The organism is Thermaerobacter litoralis (assembly GCF_054654595.1).
The window spans coordinates 155848-171248 of the sequence record NZ_BAAIES010000006.1 but is presented as its reverse complement, the minus strand read 5'-3'; the positions used below and the strand labels follow the sequence as shown (position 1 = coordinate 171248).

The following is a 15401-nucleotide window of genomic DNA, read 5'->3' as shown; positions in this document are numbered from 1 at the left end:
CAAGGCCGGTGGCCTTGCGGGCCGGTGCGGGGCCGTGGGGAATGTCCCCTGGATTCAGTCGCCGCCGCCACGGGCGGACGCCGGAGCCGGTGCCATCACGGGTGTGCTCGGCAGGGGCGCCACCTCTTGCGCCGTCGCGGCGGCGGCGACAAACTCGGGATACGCCACGGTGTCGTGCTCGCCCAGGTCGAGGCCGTGCTCTTCTTCCTGGGGCGTCACCCGCAGGCCCATGGTGGCCTTGATCAGGGCGAATGTGACGTAGGAGGCGGCGAAGGTCCACACGGCCACCGCGACCACCCCGATGAACTGGGCGACCAGCAGCTGGCTGCCGCCACCGAAGAGCAGGCCCTGTTCCTCATGGAAGAGGCCGACCGCCAGGGTGCCCCAGACGCCGGCGGCACCATGGACGGGGATGGCGCCGACCGCATCGTCCACGTGCCACCGCTCCAGAAGGGCCGTTCCTGCGAGGACGGCGAGGCCGCCCACGCCGCCGATGACGATCGAGCTGGCAGGGCTCACCCAGGCCGTTCCGGCGGTGATGGCCACCAGCCCGCCCAGGGCGCCGTTGAGGGCGGCCTCCACGTCGGGCTTGCCCTGCTTGAGCCACGCCGCCAGCAAGGCCGCCAGGGCACCGGCCGCCGCCCCCAGGTTGGTGGTCACGGCGATGCGGGCGATGTTGGCATCGGTGGCAGCCAGGGTGCTGCCGGGGTTGAAGCCGAACCAGCCGAACCAGAGGATGAAGACGCCCAGGGCCGCGAGGGTGACGCTGTGACCGCGAATCTTGTGGGGCCGCCCGTCAGGGCCGAAGCGCCCCAACCGGGGACCCAGCAGGATGAGGCCGGCCAGCGCCGCCCACGCACCGACGGAATGCACCACCGTCGAGCCCGCGAAGTCCAGCATGCCCAGTTGGGCGAGCCATCCCCCGCCCCAGATCCAGTGCCCGACCACCGGGTAGATCAGCATGGACATGACCGCGCTGAAGACCAGGTAGGAGGCGAACTTCGTCCGTTCGGCCATGGCGCCCGAGACGATGGTGGCCGAAGTACCGGCAAAGACCGTCTGGAACATGAGGAACGCCAGGAACGGCAACGACAAGTCGAGGTGGCCGAAGCCGGCCTCCTGGCTGAACCAGCCCGTCGTCCCGACCAGCCCGGCGGCGTCGGCTCCGAACATCAGGGCGAAACCGACGGCCCAGTAAGCCAGCGAGGCGACGGCGAAGTCCATCAGGTTCTTCAGGACGATGTTGGCCGCGTTCTTGGCGCGCGTGAAGCCCGCTTCGACCAGTGCAAAACCCGCCTGCATGAAAAAGACCAGAAAGGCGGCCAACAACGTCCACGCCGTGTTGAGGGCAACCGCCACCGCGTCGGCACTGACGGCCTCGGGCATGATCCTCACTCCCTCCCACGAGCTGTAAGCCGAGCACAGCAGCAGGGACCGCAACAACAGGCAAAGCCCACCCGCAGCGCTACGGCTGCAGGTGGGCTCCGTTGCCCGTGGCGGACGCCGCTGTCCTGTCCCGGCCCTGCCTGCGCGCACCCCCGCCTGCGGCGGGACGCCCAGGTCGACCTCACTTCCGAAGGTAGGGACCTCCTGCGGGGCCGTCAACGATCCCGCCCTGACCCGCGCCCTGACCATCCCCTGACCAGAAGATGACGGTCGGAGAAGCCTGGAGGAGCGCCGCCGGGCGCCACCCCTACGGGCCGGCCGCTGCCGTGCCCGCGCCTGGACCGCTGACGCCTCGGGCGGGCCGGCCGGAGGGACAGGCACGGCCCGGGGAAGCCCGCGTACCATGGCCCAGGCAGGATGGGCACCTGCCCGGCCTCGCCCAGGAAGGGCCCTGCCGGCCAGTCTGCGGTTTCCGGCCGGGCCTGCCGCCTGCCAGAGGAGGTCGAAACCCCATGTGCGGTATCGCGGGCTGGATCGACTGGGAGCGGGATCTCACCCGGGAGGGGGCCGTGCTGAAAGCCATGACCGGCACCCTTGCATGCCGTGGCCCGGACGACGACGGGTACTGGGTCTCCCGCCACGCCGCCATCGGTCACCGGCGCCTGATCGTCATCGACCCGGCCGGCGGCGCACAGCCCATGGTGCGGGAGCGGGGCGGCGGCCCCGTGGTCCTGACGTACAACGGCGAGCTCTACAACACGGCCGAGCTGCGCCAGGAGCTGGCGGCCCTGGGCCACACCTTCACGACCCGCTCTGACACCGAGGTGGTGCTGGCGGCCTACCTGGCCTGGGGCGAGCGGGCGCCGGCCAGGCTCAACGGCATCTTCGCCTTCGCCGTGTGGGATGAGGGCGCCCAGCGGCTCTTCCTGGCCCGGGATCACTTCGGCATCAAGCCGCTGTTCTTCTTCGCGCGGGGCGGGACCCTGGTGTTCGGGTCGGAACTCAAGGCCCTCCTGGCCCATCCGGCGGTGGAACCGGTGGTGGACGCCGAAGGCCTGGCCGAGATCTTCGCCGTCGGCCCCGCCCGGACGCCGGGCCACGGCATCTTCCGGGGCGTCCGGGAGGTCTTGCCCGGCCACTTCGTCGTGTTCGACCGCCGCGGCCTGCGCCAGGGCCGGTACTGGCAGCTGGAGAGCCGGCCCCATACCGACGGCCCGGCGGAGACGGTGGCGACGGTGCGCGACCTCCTGGCCGACGCCGTGCGGCGCCAGCTGGTGTCCGACGTGCCCTTGGGCTCCCTGCTCTCGGGCGGGCTCGACTCCAGCGCCGTCACCGCGCTGGCCGTGCAGGCCCGGGCCGAGGCGGGCCAGCGGGACCCCCTGCACACCTTCTCCGTCGACTATGAGGGCAACGACCGGTTCTTCCGGCCCAACGACTTCCAGCCGGAGGCCGACGCGCCCTACGTTGAGCTGATGGCCCGGACCCTGGGCACCCGCCACCGGGTGGTCCGCCTGTCGACGGCGGCCCTGGTCGAAGCCCTGCCCGCGGCCATGGCCGCCCGGGACCTGCCCGGCATGGCCGACATCGACGCCTCCCTGTTGCTCTTCTGCCAGGCGATCCGGCAGGACGTCACCGTGGCCCTGTCCGGCGAGTGCGCCGACGAGGTGTTCTGCGGCTATCCCTGGTTCTACCGCGAGGACGCGCTGCGGGCCGAGACCTTCCCCTGGTCGCTGAAGGTCGATACCCGCCTGGCCGTGCTCAGCCCCGAGCTGCGGGCCAAGCTGCGGCCGGTGGAGTACCTGGCCGAGCGCTACCGCCAGGCCCTGGCCGAGGTGCCGCGCCTCGACGGGGAGGAACCGGCCGCCGCCCGGCGGCGGGAGATCGCCTACCTGACCCTGACCCGGTGGATGCCGGTGCTGCTGGATCGCAACGACCGGATGAGCATGGCCGTGGGGCTCGAGGTCCGGGTGCCCTTCTGCGACCCCCGGCTGGTGGAGTATGTGTGGAACGTGCCCTGGGACCTCAAGACCATGAGCGGGCGGGAAAAGGGCCTGCTGCGCCACGCCCTGGCGGGAGTCCTGCCGGAGGAGGTGCTCTGGCGGAAGAAGAGCCCCTATCCCAAGACCTTCAACCCGGCCTACCTGGCCGCCATGCAGGCCTGGATGCGCTCGATCCTGGACGATCCGGCCTCGCCGCTGCGCCCGCTGATCGACGAGGCGGCCGTGCGCCGGCTGGTGGAGGCGGAGGAGGAGTTCGACATCCCCTGGTTCGGCCAGCTGATGCGCCGGCCCCAGATGCTGGCCTACCTGGCCCAGGTGGACCTGTGGCTGCGGAAGTACAAGGTGCGCATCGCGGTTTGACGCGGTTGACGCCGCAGTGGCGAGAGAAAGAGCCCGGGCGGCCGGCGAGACCCCTCGCCGGCCGCCCGGGCTTGCGTTCTCCCTGTCCCGGCTTTCCCGGCTCGTCGCACGGCTTCCGCCCCGGCCTCAGGGCCGGCTTCCGGCCCCGTCACCGGGACTCCACCCGGGACTCTGCCGCGGGACTCCACCCCGGGACATTGCCCCGGGACTCCGATCCGGGACTCCGCCCGGCGGGTCAGCCCTGGTTGGCCGCCTGCTTGACCAGCTGGACGTCGACGGACACCCGGACCTCGTCGCCCACCAGCACGCCGCCCGACTCCAGCAGCATGTTCCACTTCAGGCCGAAGTCCTTGCGGTTGACCTTGGTCTCGGCGTGGAAGGCGGCCCGCTCCTGACCCCACGGGTCCTTGCCGCCGCCCTCGTAGGTCATGTCCCAGGTGACTTCCTTGGTGATGCCGCGGATGGAGAGGTCGCCCGTGACCTTGTACCGGTTCTCGCCGGTCTTCTCGATGCGGGTGCTGCGGAACTCGATGTGGGGGTAGTTGGCCACGTCGAAGAACTCCGCCGAGCGCAGGTGCTCGTCGCGCTGGGGCTCCCGGGTGTCCACGGTGGAGGCGTCAATGCGCACCTCCAGGCGGGCGCCCTGGCTCAGGTCGTTGATGTCCGGCGCCTCCAGGTAGCCCTCGATCTTGCCGAAGTGCCCCTTGACCGTGGAGATCATCATGTGGCGCACGGCGAACTCCACGGTGCTGTGGGAGGCGTCGATGTTCCACCGCGTTGCGGTGGTCGCGGTCTCGGCCACGATCCCGACCTCCTGTTCCTCGGGCGGCTGGCGTCCATGGGAAGCAACGAACCAAACCGCCCACAACTTACTATTAGTGAGTAACTACATCCTATAGTGTCACTTCCCCCGTTGTCAACGGCCGTGGTACCATGGGGGTGACGGCATCCCGGTCGCCGGCCGGGCCCGCGGCGAAAGGAGGTGGCCACCGCCCTTGGATCCGGTGAAAGTGTGCCCCCGCTACGAGCAGGCCGTGCAGATCCTCGGCAAGAAGTGGACGGGCCTGATCCTGCGCGTCCTGATGACCGGCAAGAAGCGCTTTTGCGACTTCAAGGCGAGCCTGCCGGAGATGAGCGACCGGATCCTCTCCGAGCGCCTCAAGGAGCTGGAAGATGCCGGCATCCTGGTCCGGCGCGTGCGGGATACCCGCCCGGTGCTGATCGAATACGAGCTGACGGACAAGGGCCGCGCCCTGGAGCCCGTGGTGGCCGCCATCCAGCACTGGGCCGACCAGTGGTGCGACGGCAACCTGGACTTGGCGGACGAACCGGCTGGCCGCGAGCCGGGCGGCGGCTCGGCCGCGCGGCCTTGATCCATCGCCCAACGCGGCCTTCAGGCATCGCAGCAGAATGCCGGCGGCCCGGGATCCATCGGCATCGTTGAGGGCCGGGCATGGCAAGGCCCACCACGTCACCCGCCGGAGATCCTGATATACTTCCCTCGTATGTCATTCACCCAGGGACCGTTTCCGCCCCAGCGCGCCGGCGGCGAAGAAGTGGGTGCAGCGATGCTGAGCATCATCGTGCCGACCTACAACGAGCGCGACAACGTGGAGCGTCTCGTCGAGCGCATCCGGGCGGCCGTGTCTATTCCCTTCGAGATCGTCTTCGTCGACGACAGCCGGGACGACACGCCCCAAATCCTCGCCCGGCTCGCCGCCCGGTATCCGGAGGTCCGGTTCGTCCACCGCGAAGACGACCGGGGCTTGGGGACGGCCGTGGTGACCGGTTTCCGCCTGGCCCGGGGCGATCTGCTGGCCGTGATGGACGCCGACCTCCAGCATCCCCCGGAAAAGCTGATGGATCTCGTCCGGGAGGCGGAGCGGGGTGCGGACGTCGTCGTCCCCAGCCGGTTCGTCCCCGGCGGGAGCGACGGCGGCCTCAGCCCGTTCCGGAAGCTGGTGTCCTGGTCCGCCCGGTGGTTGGCCCGGCTGCTTCTCCGCCGCGTTCGTCCCATCACCGACCCGACCAGCGGTTTCTTCCTGCTCCGCCGGTCTGTGATCGAAGGCGTCGAGCTGAACCCCGTCGGCTGGAAGATCCTCATCGAGGTGCTGGTGAAGGGCCGGTACCGGCGGGTGGTCGAGATCCCCTACGCCTTCAAGGCGCGGGCTGCGGGCGAGTCCAAGATGGGCTGGCGGGAGCAGTGGGAGTATCTGGTCCATCTCGTGCGGCTCATCGCCTCGTCGCCGGAGGATCGTCGCTTCTGGCTCTACTGCCTGGTGGGCGCCTCCGGCGTCGTCGTCAACTTCGCCGTCTACGGGGTGCTGGTCAATCTGGCCCACCTGTACGTGCCCTTCGCCGGGGCGCTGGCCGCGGCGTGCGCCATGATGTCCAACTTCCTGCTGAACGACCGCTTTACCTGGCGGGATGCCCGCAGCGAGCGCCGCCTGCCGGTGCGCGCCGTCCGCTTCCTCCTCGTCTCGGCCACGGGGGTCCTGATCAGCGCGGGGGTCCTCGAGCTGATCCATCGCGTTGTGCATTACCTGCTGGCCAACCTGGTCGCCAGCGGGGCGGCCGTCTGGTGGAACTTCACCCTGAACAATCGCTGGACGTGGGCCGGGGTGACCCGCCCGGATCCACGCGAGGAAGCAGCGTCCTCCTCTCGTCGCCCGGCGGAGGGCGAGCCGGTGCGGTGGTCGCGCCCTCCGGCGCGCCCGTGAGAGGGCCTTGCCGGCTGCACATCGGCTCCCTGGCCACCTGGGCTGCGCATCCGTACCCCACTACGCCCGGCCCCTTCGCCTCCGCATGGCCTCGACGGGTGCGCTGAGCGCAAGGCCCGCCAGGATGGCCATGAACGGCGTGAACGGGAAGCGGAAGCGGTCCCAGGCGGGGAAGACGAAGTGCAAGGCGAGCATGTAGAGGAGGAACAAGGCCGGGAGCGACGTGCGGCCTAGCTCCGCGGCGGATCCTGCCCGGCCCCGCGCCAGCCAGCCCAACAACCCCAGGGCCGTCAAGGTCAGAAGGACGTAGAGCGCCCACCGCAGCACCGGGACGATGTGCTCCCGGACGGCCGGCGGCACGGGACGCGACGCCTTGCGGATAGCAAAGTTGGGGGCGGTCCGTACGTCCGTCAACAAGTGCCGCCATTTCACGAAACCCAGGCGGACGAAATCCCCCGGGTTCTCCCGGATCCACTGCAAGGCGAGGCGCCGGCCGAGCCGGTCCCGTTCGACCTGACTCTCGACCGTCAACAATGGATTCTCGGCGGGATCGGTGGGCCAGAAGAAGGCCCCGTTGGCGGCCGGATTGTTCCCCTGCCAGAGGTTTACGCCCCCGTTGGTGGACACGGGGATGAAGGCCCCGAGGGCCACGTAGTTCCGGATCGTCCACGGCGCCACGACCAGGACCGTGCCCAGGGTCACGGCGGCCGTACCGGCCAGGATCCGGCGCCAGGTGCCGGGCGTTCGCCAGGCACCCAGGGTCGACAAGGCGACGTAGAGCAAGAACAGACCGGCCGCCGGCAACATCACAGGGCGAATCAAAGCGGCGAACCCCAGGCAGAGCCCGCTGAGGACAAGCCGTTTCGGGGAGGGGATGAAGCCGGCGGGCCCCCGGGCCGGAACCCAGAGCCCCACGCCCAGCAACATGAAGAGCATGAACGGGATCTCGGAGTCCAGGACCGTGCTCCAGAGAAGGTGGTCCGGCAGGATGGCCGTCAAAAGCCCAGCCGCCAGACCGGTGCCGGCCCCGAACAGCCGGGTCGCCAGCCAGGCGGTCGCGACGACGATGCCCGTTCCCATCAGGGCCTGCACCACGATGGCGTAAAACCAGTCCTCGCCGAAGATGCGGACCACGACGCTCAGCAAGAGGGGATAGCCGATGGGGCGGTAGGCGCTGGGTGTGCCGGCCTCGGTCACGTACCCCTTGCCGTGGGCCAGGTCGACGGCGATGTTCCAGTACGCCCGGAAATCGGAGATGGGCACGGGCTGGAGATAGACGGCCAGGCCGACCCGCAGCGCGAGCGCCAGGGCGGTGACCGCCAGGAAGGCGATGGCGACGGACTTGGATCCTTTCGTGGCGTCCATCAAAGGGGTCGACTCCTCACGCAGGGTTCGCAGGGATCCCAAAGGCATTCCCATGGGACAGATTAACCCGAGGGGGACACCGGGGGCGAGCCGGTTGTTCCCACCTTTTCGGTCGAACCCCGCGGCCTCGCGGCCAAGAAGGTCCCATGCCCCCGCTGCCGAAATGCCTGACAGATGTTGCCGGGCGGCGCCGCCGGCCGCCCGGGCCAGCCGCCGTGCACGCCTGCGCACCGGGGGTCTGCGGGGGAAGGGCCGAAGCGCGGGCCCGGTCCTTCTCCCGCGCCGCGCCCGGTCAAGAAAAGGGGGAGAGGACCCATGGCCAGCCGCGAGCCTGTAGAAGTGATCGTCGAGACCCAGTACGGCGCCCTGCGCGGCCAGCGCCTCGGCGACGTCTGCGTCTGGAAGGGCATCCCCTTCGCGCGGCCCCCCGTCGGCCCCCTGCGTTTCCGGCCGCCGGAACCGCCGGAGCCCTGGCCGGGGGTGCGGGACGCCACCCGCTTCGGCCCCGCCTCCGTCCAGCCCGACGACCGGCTGATCAGCAACCTGACTGGCGGCGCCGCCTTGCCCCAGGATGAGGACTGCCTCTACCTCAACATCTGGTCGCCTTCGCCCGAGGGCCGGCGCCCGGTGATGGTGTGGATCCATGGCGGCGCCTACATCACCGGGGCCGGGTTCATCCCCTGGTACGACGGCACCGCCTTCGCCCGCAACGGCGACGTGGTGGTCGTCACCATCAACTACCGCCTGGGCGCCCTGGGCTTCCTCTACCTGGAGGAGGCCTTCGGGCCCGACTTCGCCGGCTCGGGCAACCTGGGGATCCTCGACCAGATCGCCGCCCTGCGCTGGGTGCGGGAGAACATCGCCGCCTTCGGCGGGGACCCCGACCAGATGACCATCTTCGGCGAGTCGGCGGGGGCGGGCAGCGTGGGCGTGCTGCTGGCCGCGCCGGCGGCCCGCGGCCTCTTCCGGCGCGCCATCCTCCAGAGCGGCTCGGGCGCCCTGGGCGTGCGCAGCCCCGAGTCGGCCGCCTGGGTGACGGCCCGGGTCCTGCAACAGGCGGGGGTGGAACCCGGCGACCGCCAGGCTCTCTACGCCCTGCCCGCCCGGGCCTGGGTCGACGCCCTGGCGACCCTGGGCCTGGGCCTGCCGGTCGGGCCGGTGGTGGACGGCACCGTGCTGCCTGAACACCCCATGGCCGCCCTGGCCCGGGGGGCGGCCCGGGACGTGGCCGTGCTGACCGGCGTGAACAAGGACGAGTACAACCTCTTCGCCCTGGCCGATCCCGCCTGGCTGGGGGACGACGAAGCCGCCCTGCGCCGCCAGGTGGAAGCGGTGGTGGGTCCCGCGGCGGAGCGGCTGATCGCCGCCTACCGGGACCGGGGGCAGGGGCCCCTGGGCCGGCGGCTCCTGCCGCTGATGAGCTACGCCGTGTTCGTCCGGGGCATGCTGGCCACCGCCGACGCCCAGGTCCGGGCCGGGGGCGCGGTGTGGGCCTACCGGTTCGACTTCGAGACCCCGGTGCTGGGCGGCGTGCTGGGCGCCTGCCATGCTCTGGAGATTCCCTTCGTCTTCGACAACCTGGACCGGGCCGGGGCCGACCGGTTCACCGGGACCGCGCCCGAGCGGGCCGCCGTCGCCCGGGCGATGCACCGGGCCTGGATTGCCTTCGCCCGCCACGGCGATCCCCAGCACGACGGCCTGCCGCCGTGGCCCCGTTACGATCTGGACGAACGGGCCGTCATGGTCTTCGACGTGGAGCCGCGGGTGGAGCGGGATCCCTGGCGGGACGAGCGGGCCCTCTGGGCGGAGGCGGCGCCGGCGTCGTAGGGCGCTGTCCTGGACAGCGCCGTGGCTTGATCGACCGGTATCGACCGGCGAAGCCCGTTCTGTCTTCCCCGTGCCCCGCATAGCGTGGTGCCGCGGGCCCGGGCCCGCGGCACCACGGCGAGGCCATTCTCCGGTCCCGGACCCGGACCCGCGGCACTTCGGGAGGACGGGTCCCGTCCTCGGAAAGGGGCACCGGCCATGAAGCTGTCCAGGGAGACCGGCTTCCTCATCCTGGGGATCTGGCTTTTGCTCATCGGGCTGCTCCCGCTGCTCAACGTCAGCCTGTCGGCCGGGGAGACCGTGGCCAACCTGCTGGCGGTGGCGGCGGGGATCCTCTTGATCTGGGGCAAGTAGGACGAGCGACCGCGGCGGCAAGGCCCGGCAAGTCCCCCAAACCGGAGCCACCCGTTGCAGACCAGGGGTCGCCCGTCGCAGGGCCGGGGCCATGTCCGGGGTTGGGGCGGCGGGCGGGACGTGGCCGCGACCTCAGTCCAGGCCCGCCGCCACCGCCGGCAGGACCGACGCCGTCTCCGCCAGGATGCGCTCCCGGGATGCCCGCGGGATCACCCACCAGAAGTGGGGGAGGACCCGCTCCCAGTGGGCCAGCAGGTCCCGGGCCCGGGGGCTCCCCGTCCGCCGGGCGTGGAGGACCAGCAGCCCGTAGAGGGTCTCCCGGGCGGCCTCCTGGGCCGCGGGGCTGGGCACGTCGGGCAGGCGGTAGAGCTCCACCGACGGCGCGTGGTGGCGCACCGCCAGGGCCCCCTGGGGATCGTAGACGAAGGCCGTGCCGCCGGTCATGCCGGCGCCCAGGTTCCGGCCCGTGGCCCCCAGGATCACCACCGTCCCGCCCGTCATGTACTCGCAGGCGTGGTCGCCGGCGCCCTCCACCACCGCCACGGCGCCGCTATTGCGCACCGCCAGCCGCTCGCCGGCCGCCCCGGCGCAGAGCAGGGTCCCGCCGGTGGCGCCGTAGAGCACCGTGTTGCCGGCCAGCACGTTCCGGGCCGGGTCGGTGGGCGCGCCGGGCTCGGGCCGGATGACGATCTCGCCCCCCGCCATGCCCTTGCCCACGTAGTCGTTGGCCGCACCGGTCAGCTCCAGGTGCAGGCCGGCGATGCAGCAGGCGCCGAAGGACTGGCCGGCGGTGCCGCGGAAGGCCAGCTGGATCGTCCCGGGGGGCAGGCCCTGGTCGCCGTAGCGCCGGGCGATGGCCCAGGCCACCGTGGCCCCCACGGTCCGGTCCGTGTTGCGGATGGTGTAGCTGCGCCGCACGGGCCGCCGCCGCTGGATGTAGGGCTCGAGCTCCGCAGCGATGCGCCGGCCGAGGTTGTCCTCCTCCGGCAGGGGGTTGCGCAGCTGTAAGCGGCGCAGGGGAAGGGTGGGCAGGGGAGACGCGCCACCGGCCCCACCGGCCGAGCCCTCTTCGACCGGCGCCGCCGGCACCAGGAGCCGGCCGAGATCGACCCGCTCCGCCCGGGGCAGGGACGGCGGCTTCTGGACCAGCAGGTCCGCCCGCCCGATCACCTCATCCAGGGAGCGGTAGCCCAGCTGGGCCAGCAGCTCCCGCACCTCCTGGGCCATGTAGAGGAAGTAGTTCATCACGTGCTCCGGCGTGCCGGGGAACCGCTGCCGCAGCCGCTCGGCCTGGGTGGCGATGCCGACGGGGCAGGTGTTGGTGTGGCAGGCCCGGGCCATGACGCAGCCCTCGGCGACCAGGGCCGAGGTGCCAAAGGAGTACTCGTCGGCCCCGAGCAAGGCCGCCACCAGCACGTCCCGCCCGGTTTTCAGGCCCCCGTCCACCCGCACCGTCACCCGGCCGCGCAGGCCCGTGGCCACCAGCATCGCCTGGGTCTCGGCCAGGCCCAGTTCCCAGGGCAGGCCCGCGTGCTTGATGGAGCTCAGGGGCGACGAGCCGGTGCCGCCGCTGTGCCCGCTGATCACCACGATGTCCGCGTACCCCTTGGCGACCCCGGCGGCGATGATCCCGACCCCCGTTTCGGCCACCAGCTTGACGGAGACCAGCGCCTCGGGGTTGGCCTGCTTGAGGTCGTAGATCAGCTGGGCCAGGTCTTCGATGGAGTAGATGTCGTGGTGCGGCGGCGGCGAGATCAGGGGCACCCCCGGCACCGTGTGGCGCAGCCGGGCGATCAGCTCCGTCACCTTGTGCCCGGGGATCTGGCCGCCCTCGCCGGGCTTGGAGCCCTGGGCCATCTTGATCTGCAGTTCCACCGCCGAGGCCAGGTAGGCCGGCGTGACGCCGAAGCGGCCCGAGGCCACCTGCTTGACGGCGCTATTGCGCTCGGTCCCGTAGCGGGCGGGGTCCTCGCCGCCCTCGCCGGAGTTGGAGCGGGCGCCCAGCCGGTTCATCGCCACGGCCAGGTTCTCGTGGGCCTCGGGGGAGAGGGCGCCCACCGACATGGCCCCGGTGGAGAAGCGGCGGACGATGGTCTCCACCGGCTCCACCTCGTCCAGGGGAACCGGCGGCCGGTCGGAGCGGAAGTCCAGGAGGTCCCGGAGCTGGCTCGGCGGCCGGTCGTGGACGAGCCGGCTGAAGCGGCGGTAGTGCTCGTAGGTGGCGAGGAAGTCGCCGTCCAGCACCCCCGGGCGGGGCTTGGCCGCCGCCCGCACCGCCTCGTGCAGGGCCCGGACCACCTCGGGGCTAAACTCGTGGAGCTCGCCGTCCTTCTTGAACTTGAAGAACCCGTACCCGTCGGCGGCGGTGGCGGTGAGCTCGGTGGTGCCGCTTGGGCCGGCGGACCGGCCCGGTCGACCTGGCTCGGCGGGCTTGTCGTCCCCAGCGCCGGCAGGGCCCGCGGGCCCCGCCGCAGCGAGCGAGCCTCCGCCCGCCCCCGCCGCCGGTTCGTCCGTCCTCCCACCGGCCCGCGCGCCGGCCCCCGCGGCATGGCCGTTCCCCTCCGCCGCTGCCGGTTCCACCCGCTCCGGGCCATGGGCCGCCGCAGGCGGGACCGGGTAGGCCTGGCGGTGCCAGTAGAGGACGTCCTCCGCCAGCTCCCGCAGCCCGTTGCCGCCCACGGCGCAGGGCGTACCGGTGAAGTACCGCTCCACCACCGCCGGATCGAGCCCGATGGCCTCGAAGATCTGGGCGCCCTGGTAGGCGTCCAGGGTGGAGATGCCCATCTTCGACATGACCTTCTTGAGGCCGCCCTCCACCGCCTGGATGAACCGGAGGACCCCCTCGTCGCCGGCCATCTCCCGGGCCACGGCCAGCGCCAGGTAGGGGTGGACGGCCGATGCCCCGTAGCCCACCAGGGTGGCGAAGTGGTGGACGTCCCGCGGCTCGCCACTCTCCACCACGATGGACGCCAGGGCCCGCTTGCCCGCCCGCAGCAGGTGGTGGTGGACGGCGCTGGTCGCCAGCAGGGCCGGGATCGGGGCGTGGCCCGGCCCGACGCCGCGGTCGGTCAGGACCAGGATGGACGAACCGGCGTCCACGGCCGCCTCGGCCTGGCGGCAGAGGTCCTCCAGGGCCGGCTGCAGGGCGTCCGGGCCGGTGGCGGGGAACCGCATGGGCAGCTCGGCCACCCGGAACCCGGCGCCGCCGGGGGCCCCGGACGCCACCTGCCGCAGCCAGGCCATCTGGGCCCCGGTCAGGACGGGCCCCGGCAGCTCGATCACCCGGGCCTGGGAGGGGTCCTCCACCAGGAGGTTGGGGTGGCGGCCCAGCCGCACGGTCAGGGAGAAGACCAGCTCCTCCCGCAGGTGGTCGATGGGCGGGTTCGTCACCTGGGCGAACCGCTGCCGGAAGTAGTGGTGGACCGGCCGGTGGACCAGGGAGAGGACGGCGTGGGGCGTGTCGTCGCCCATGGACCCGTCGGGCTCCTTGCCCGTCTCCACCATGGGCCGGACGATCACCGTCAGCTCCTCCCGGGTCCAGCCGAAGGCGGCCAGGGGGAGGGTGGGAGCCGGGCTCGCCGGCGCGCCCGTCCCCGCCGTGGCGGCGGTGCCGCCCGGCGGCCCGCCGGCCGCGGCCGGTTCGTCCCCGGTCCCGGCGCCCGCCTGGCTCCCGGGCGTTCCGGCGGTGGCCGGCGGCCCCGTGACGATGGCCTCGGCCCAGCGGCCGTAGGGGCGGCGGGTGGCCACCTCCGCCTTGACCTCCTCATCCCGGAGGAACCGGCCGGTGATCAGGTCGACGGCGATGATCTGGCCCGGCCCCAGCTTGCCCCGTTCGTCCACGTCGGCCGGATCCGCGTCCAGCACCCCCACTTCGGAGGCGGCCACCACGATGCCGCTCTTGAGCACCGTGTAGCGCATCGGCCGCAGCCCGTTGCGGTCCAGGCGGGCACCCACCCAGCGCCCGTCGCTGAAGACCAGGGCCGCGGGGCCGTCCCACGGCTCGGTCAGGCAGGCGTGGAACCGGTAGAAGTCCCGCAGGACGGGAGGGAGGTCCGCCACCTTCTCCCACGCCTCGGGGACCAGCATCATCAGGGCGTGGCGGGCGTCGCGGCCGGCCAGCACGAGGAGCTCCAGCACGTTGTCCAGCATGGCCGAGTCGGACCCCGACGGGTCGATCACCGGGGCCACGGCGCCGGGCGTGAGCTCGGGCCAGCCGGGCACGGCCAGCCACGGCTCCCGGGCGGCGATGCCGTTGACGTTGCCTTGAAGGGTGTTGATCTCCCCGTTGTGCCCCAGCAGCCGGAAGGGCTGGGCCCGCTCCCAGGTGGGCGTGGTGTTGGTGCTGTAGCGCTGGTGGAAGAGGACGAACCGGGTGGCGAAGTCCGGGTCCTGCAGGTCCAGGTAGAACCGGTCCAGGTCCCCGGCCCGCAGGAGCCCCTTGTACACCACGGTCCGGGACGACATGGAGGCGATGTAGGGCCGGGCCCGGCCCGCCGGGATTCCTTGGCCCGTGGCAGCGGCCGGATCGCCTTGATCCCCGTGGCCCGCGGGCGCGGCCGAGCCGCCCGGCTCCCCGTGGCCCGCGGCCGCGGCCGGGCCGCCCGGCTCCCCGCCCGGGACGAACGCGGCCGCCCGGCGCTCGAAGGCCCGCCGGGCCAGGTAGAGGGCCCGGTCGAAGGGGAGACCGGGGTTCAGCCGCGGCCCCGGCACGATCACCGCGTGCCAGATGGAGGGCCGGCTCGCCGCGGCGATGGGGCCCAGCACGCCGGGATCCACGGGCACCGGGCGCCAGGCCACCAGGTCGAGCCCCTGCTCCCGGCAGCATTCCGCCAAAAGCGCCTGGGCCCGGGCGGCCGCCTCTTCCTCGGCGGGGAAGAAGCACGCCGCCACGGCGAAGAGGTCTCCCGCCGGCAGGCGCACCCCCTGGGCCGCCAGCTCCCGGACCAGAAGGCGCCGGGGGATCTCGGTCATGACGCCGGCGCCGTCGCCGGTGATGCCGTCGGCGGCCACCCCGCCGCGGTGGCGCAGGCGGTGCAGGGCCTCGAGCCCCAGCCGCACCAGGGCCGGATCGGGCCGTCCCGAGAGGGTGGCGACGAAGCCCACCCCGCAGGCGTCGTGTTCGGGCAGGCGGTTCCCGCGGCCACCGGGGGGATTCCAGGGCTGCTGGGGGTCCAGGTGGGTGCGCTGCATCACGGGATCTCCCTCCTTTGGCGGCGGTGATGGGCGGCGCCGGGTCATGGGCGGGCCGGCGGGGCCGGCGGGGCCGGCTGAGCCGGCGGGGCCCGCTGGCCGGCCGGGCCGGCCGGTCCAGGTGGGCCGGGTGGGGCCGGCTCGCGGACCGCCCCTGTGCAAGTCGCCCATTCGTGTTCCTGCGGAAGAACCGGCCCCA

General features: G+C 72.5%; 9 protein-coding genes. 5 read left to right on the top strand and 4 right to left on the bottom strand.

The genetic code is table 11. The annotated features are described in order from the left end of the window. Positions 1-54: 54 nt before the first annotated feature. Positions 55-1386, bottom strand: a complete 1332-nt coding sequence (locus tag ACYQ02_RS04985; RefSeq protein WP_460039336.1) for an ammonium transporter — start codon at positions 1384-1386, stop codon at positions 55-57. A 512-nt stretch (positions 1387-1898) separates the two neighbouring features. On the opposite strand from ACYQ02_RS04985, the gene asnB reads away from it, so the two are divergent. Continuing rightward, a complete protein-coding gene (asnB, locus tag ACYQ02_RS04980) occupies positions 1899-3746 on the top strand; it encodes an asparagine synthase (glutamine-hydrolyzing) (RefSeq protein WP_460039335.1) in 1848 nt (615 codons plus the stop codon). A gap of 235 nt (positions 3747-3981) precedes the next feature. On the opposite strand, the gene ACYQ02_RS04975 is transcribed toward asnB, so the two are convergent. Further along, complete coding sequence (locus tag ACYQ02_RS04975) at positions 3982-4548, bottom strand: YceI family protein (protein WP_460039334.1); 567 nt, start codon at positions 4546-4548, stop codon at positions 3982-3984. 202 nt (positions 4549-4750) lie between these two features. Between ACYQ02_RS04975 and ACYQ02_RS04970 the strand changes: the two genes are divergently transcribed. Both ACYQ02_RS04970 and ACYQ02_RS04965 read left to right on the top strand, forming a co-directional pair. Further along, entirely contained in the window at positions 4751-5119 is a 369-nt protein-coding gene (locus ACYQ02_RS04970; RefSeq protein WP_460039407.1) for a winged helix-turn-helix transcriptional regulator, read from the top strand. A 195-nt stretch (positions 5120-5314) separates the two neighbouring features. Further along, positions 5315-6466, top strand: a complete 1152-nt coding sequence (locus ACYQ02_RS04965; protein WP_460039333.1) for a glycosyltransferase — start codon at positions 5315-5317, stop codon at positions 6464-6466. A 60-nt stretch (positions 6467-6526) separates the two neighbouring features. Here ACYQ02_RS04965 and ACYQ02_RS04960 read toward each other — a convergent pair whose 3' ends face one another. Further along, positions 6527-7831 (bottom strand): ArnT family glycosyltransferase, encoded by a 1305-nt coding sequence (locus ACYQ02_RS04960; RefSeq protein WP_460039332.1) that lies wholly within the window; start codon positions 7829-7831, stop codon positions 6527-6529. A 315-nt stretch (positions 7832-8146) separates the two neighbouring features. On the opposite strand from ACYQ02_RS04960, the gene ACYQ02_RS04955 reads away from it, so the two are divergent. After that, positions 8147-9658: a carboxylesterase/lipase family protein gene (locus ACYQ02_RS04955; protein ID WP_460039331.1), complete on the top strand. Its 1512-nt coding sequence runs from the start codon at positions 8147-8149 to the stop codon at positions 9656-9658. 198 nt (positions 9659-9856) lie between these two features. Then, a complete protein-coding gene (locus ACYQ02_RS04950; RefSeq protein WP_460039330.1) occupies positions 9857-10012 on the top strand; it encodes a hypothetical protein in 156 nt (51 codons plus the stop codon). A 132-nt stretch (positions 10013-10144) separates the two neighbouring features. Here ACYQ02_RS04950 and ACYQ02_RS04945 read toward each other — a convergent pair whose 3' ends face one another. Beyond that, positions 10145-15202, bottom strand: a complete 5058-nt coding sequence (locus ACYQ02_RS04945) for a glutamate synthase-related protein (protein WP_460039406.1) — start codon at positions 15200-15202, stop codon at positions 10145-10147. Between the last annotated feature and the right edge of the window lie 199 nt (positions 15203-15401).

Excerpts from the sequence above, each read along its gene's own strand:
- ACYQ02_RS04985 (WP_460039336.1), bottom strand. The coding sequence starts at position 1,386 with ATGCCCGAGGCCGTCAGTGCCGACGCGGTGGCGGTTGCCCTCAACACG.
- asnB (WP_460039335.1), top strand. The coding sequence starts at position 1,899 with ATGTGCGGTATCGCGGGCTGGATCGACTGGGAGCGGGATCTCACCCGG.
- ACYQ02_RS04965 (WP_460039333.1), top strand. The coding sequence starts at position 5,315 with ATGCTGAGCATCATCGTGCCGACCTACAACGAGCGCGACAACGTGGAG.
- ACYQ02_RS04960 (WP_460039332.1), bottom strand. The coding sequence starts at position 7,831 with ATGGACGCCACGAAAGGATCCAAGTCCGTCGCCATCGCCTTCCTGGCG.
- ACYQ02_RS04955 (WP_460039331.1), top strand. The coding sequence starts at position 8,147 with ATGGCCAGCCGCGAGCCTGTAGAAGTGATCGTCGAGACCCAGTACGGC.
- ACYQ02_RS04950 (WP_460039330.1), top strand. The coding sequence starts at position 9,857 with ATGAAGCTGTCCAGGGAGACCGGCTTCCTCATCCTGGGGATCTGGCTT.
- ACYQ02_RS04945 (WP_460039406.1), bottom strand. The coding sequence starts at position 15,202 with ATGCAGCGCACCCACCTGGACCCCCAGCAGCCCTGGAATCCCCCCGGT.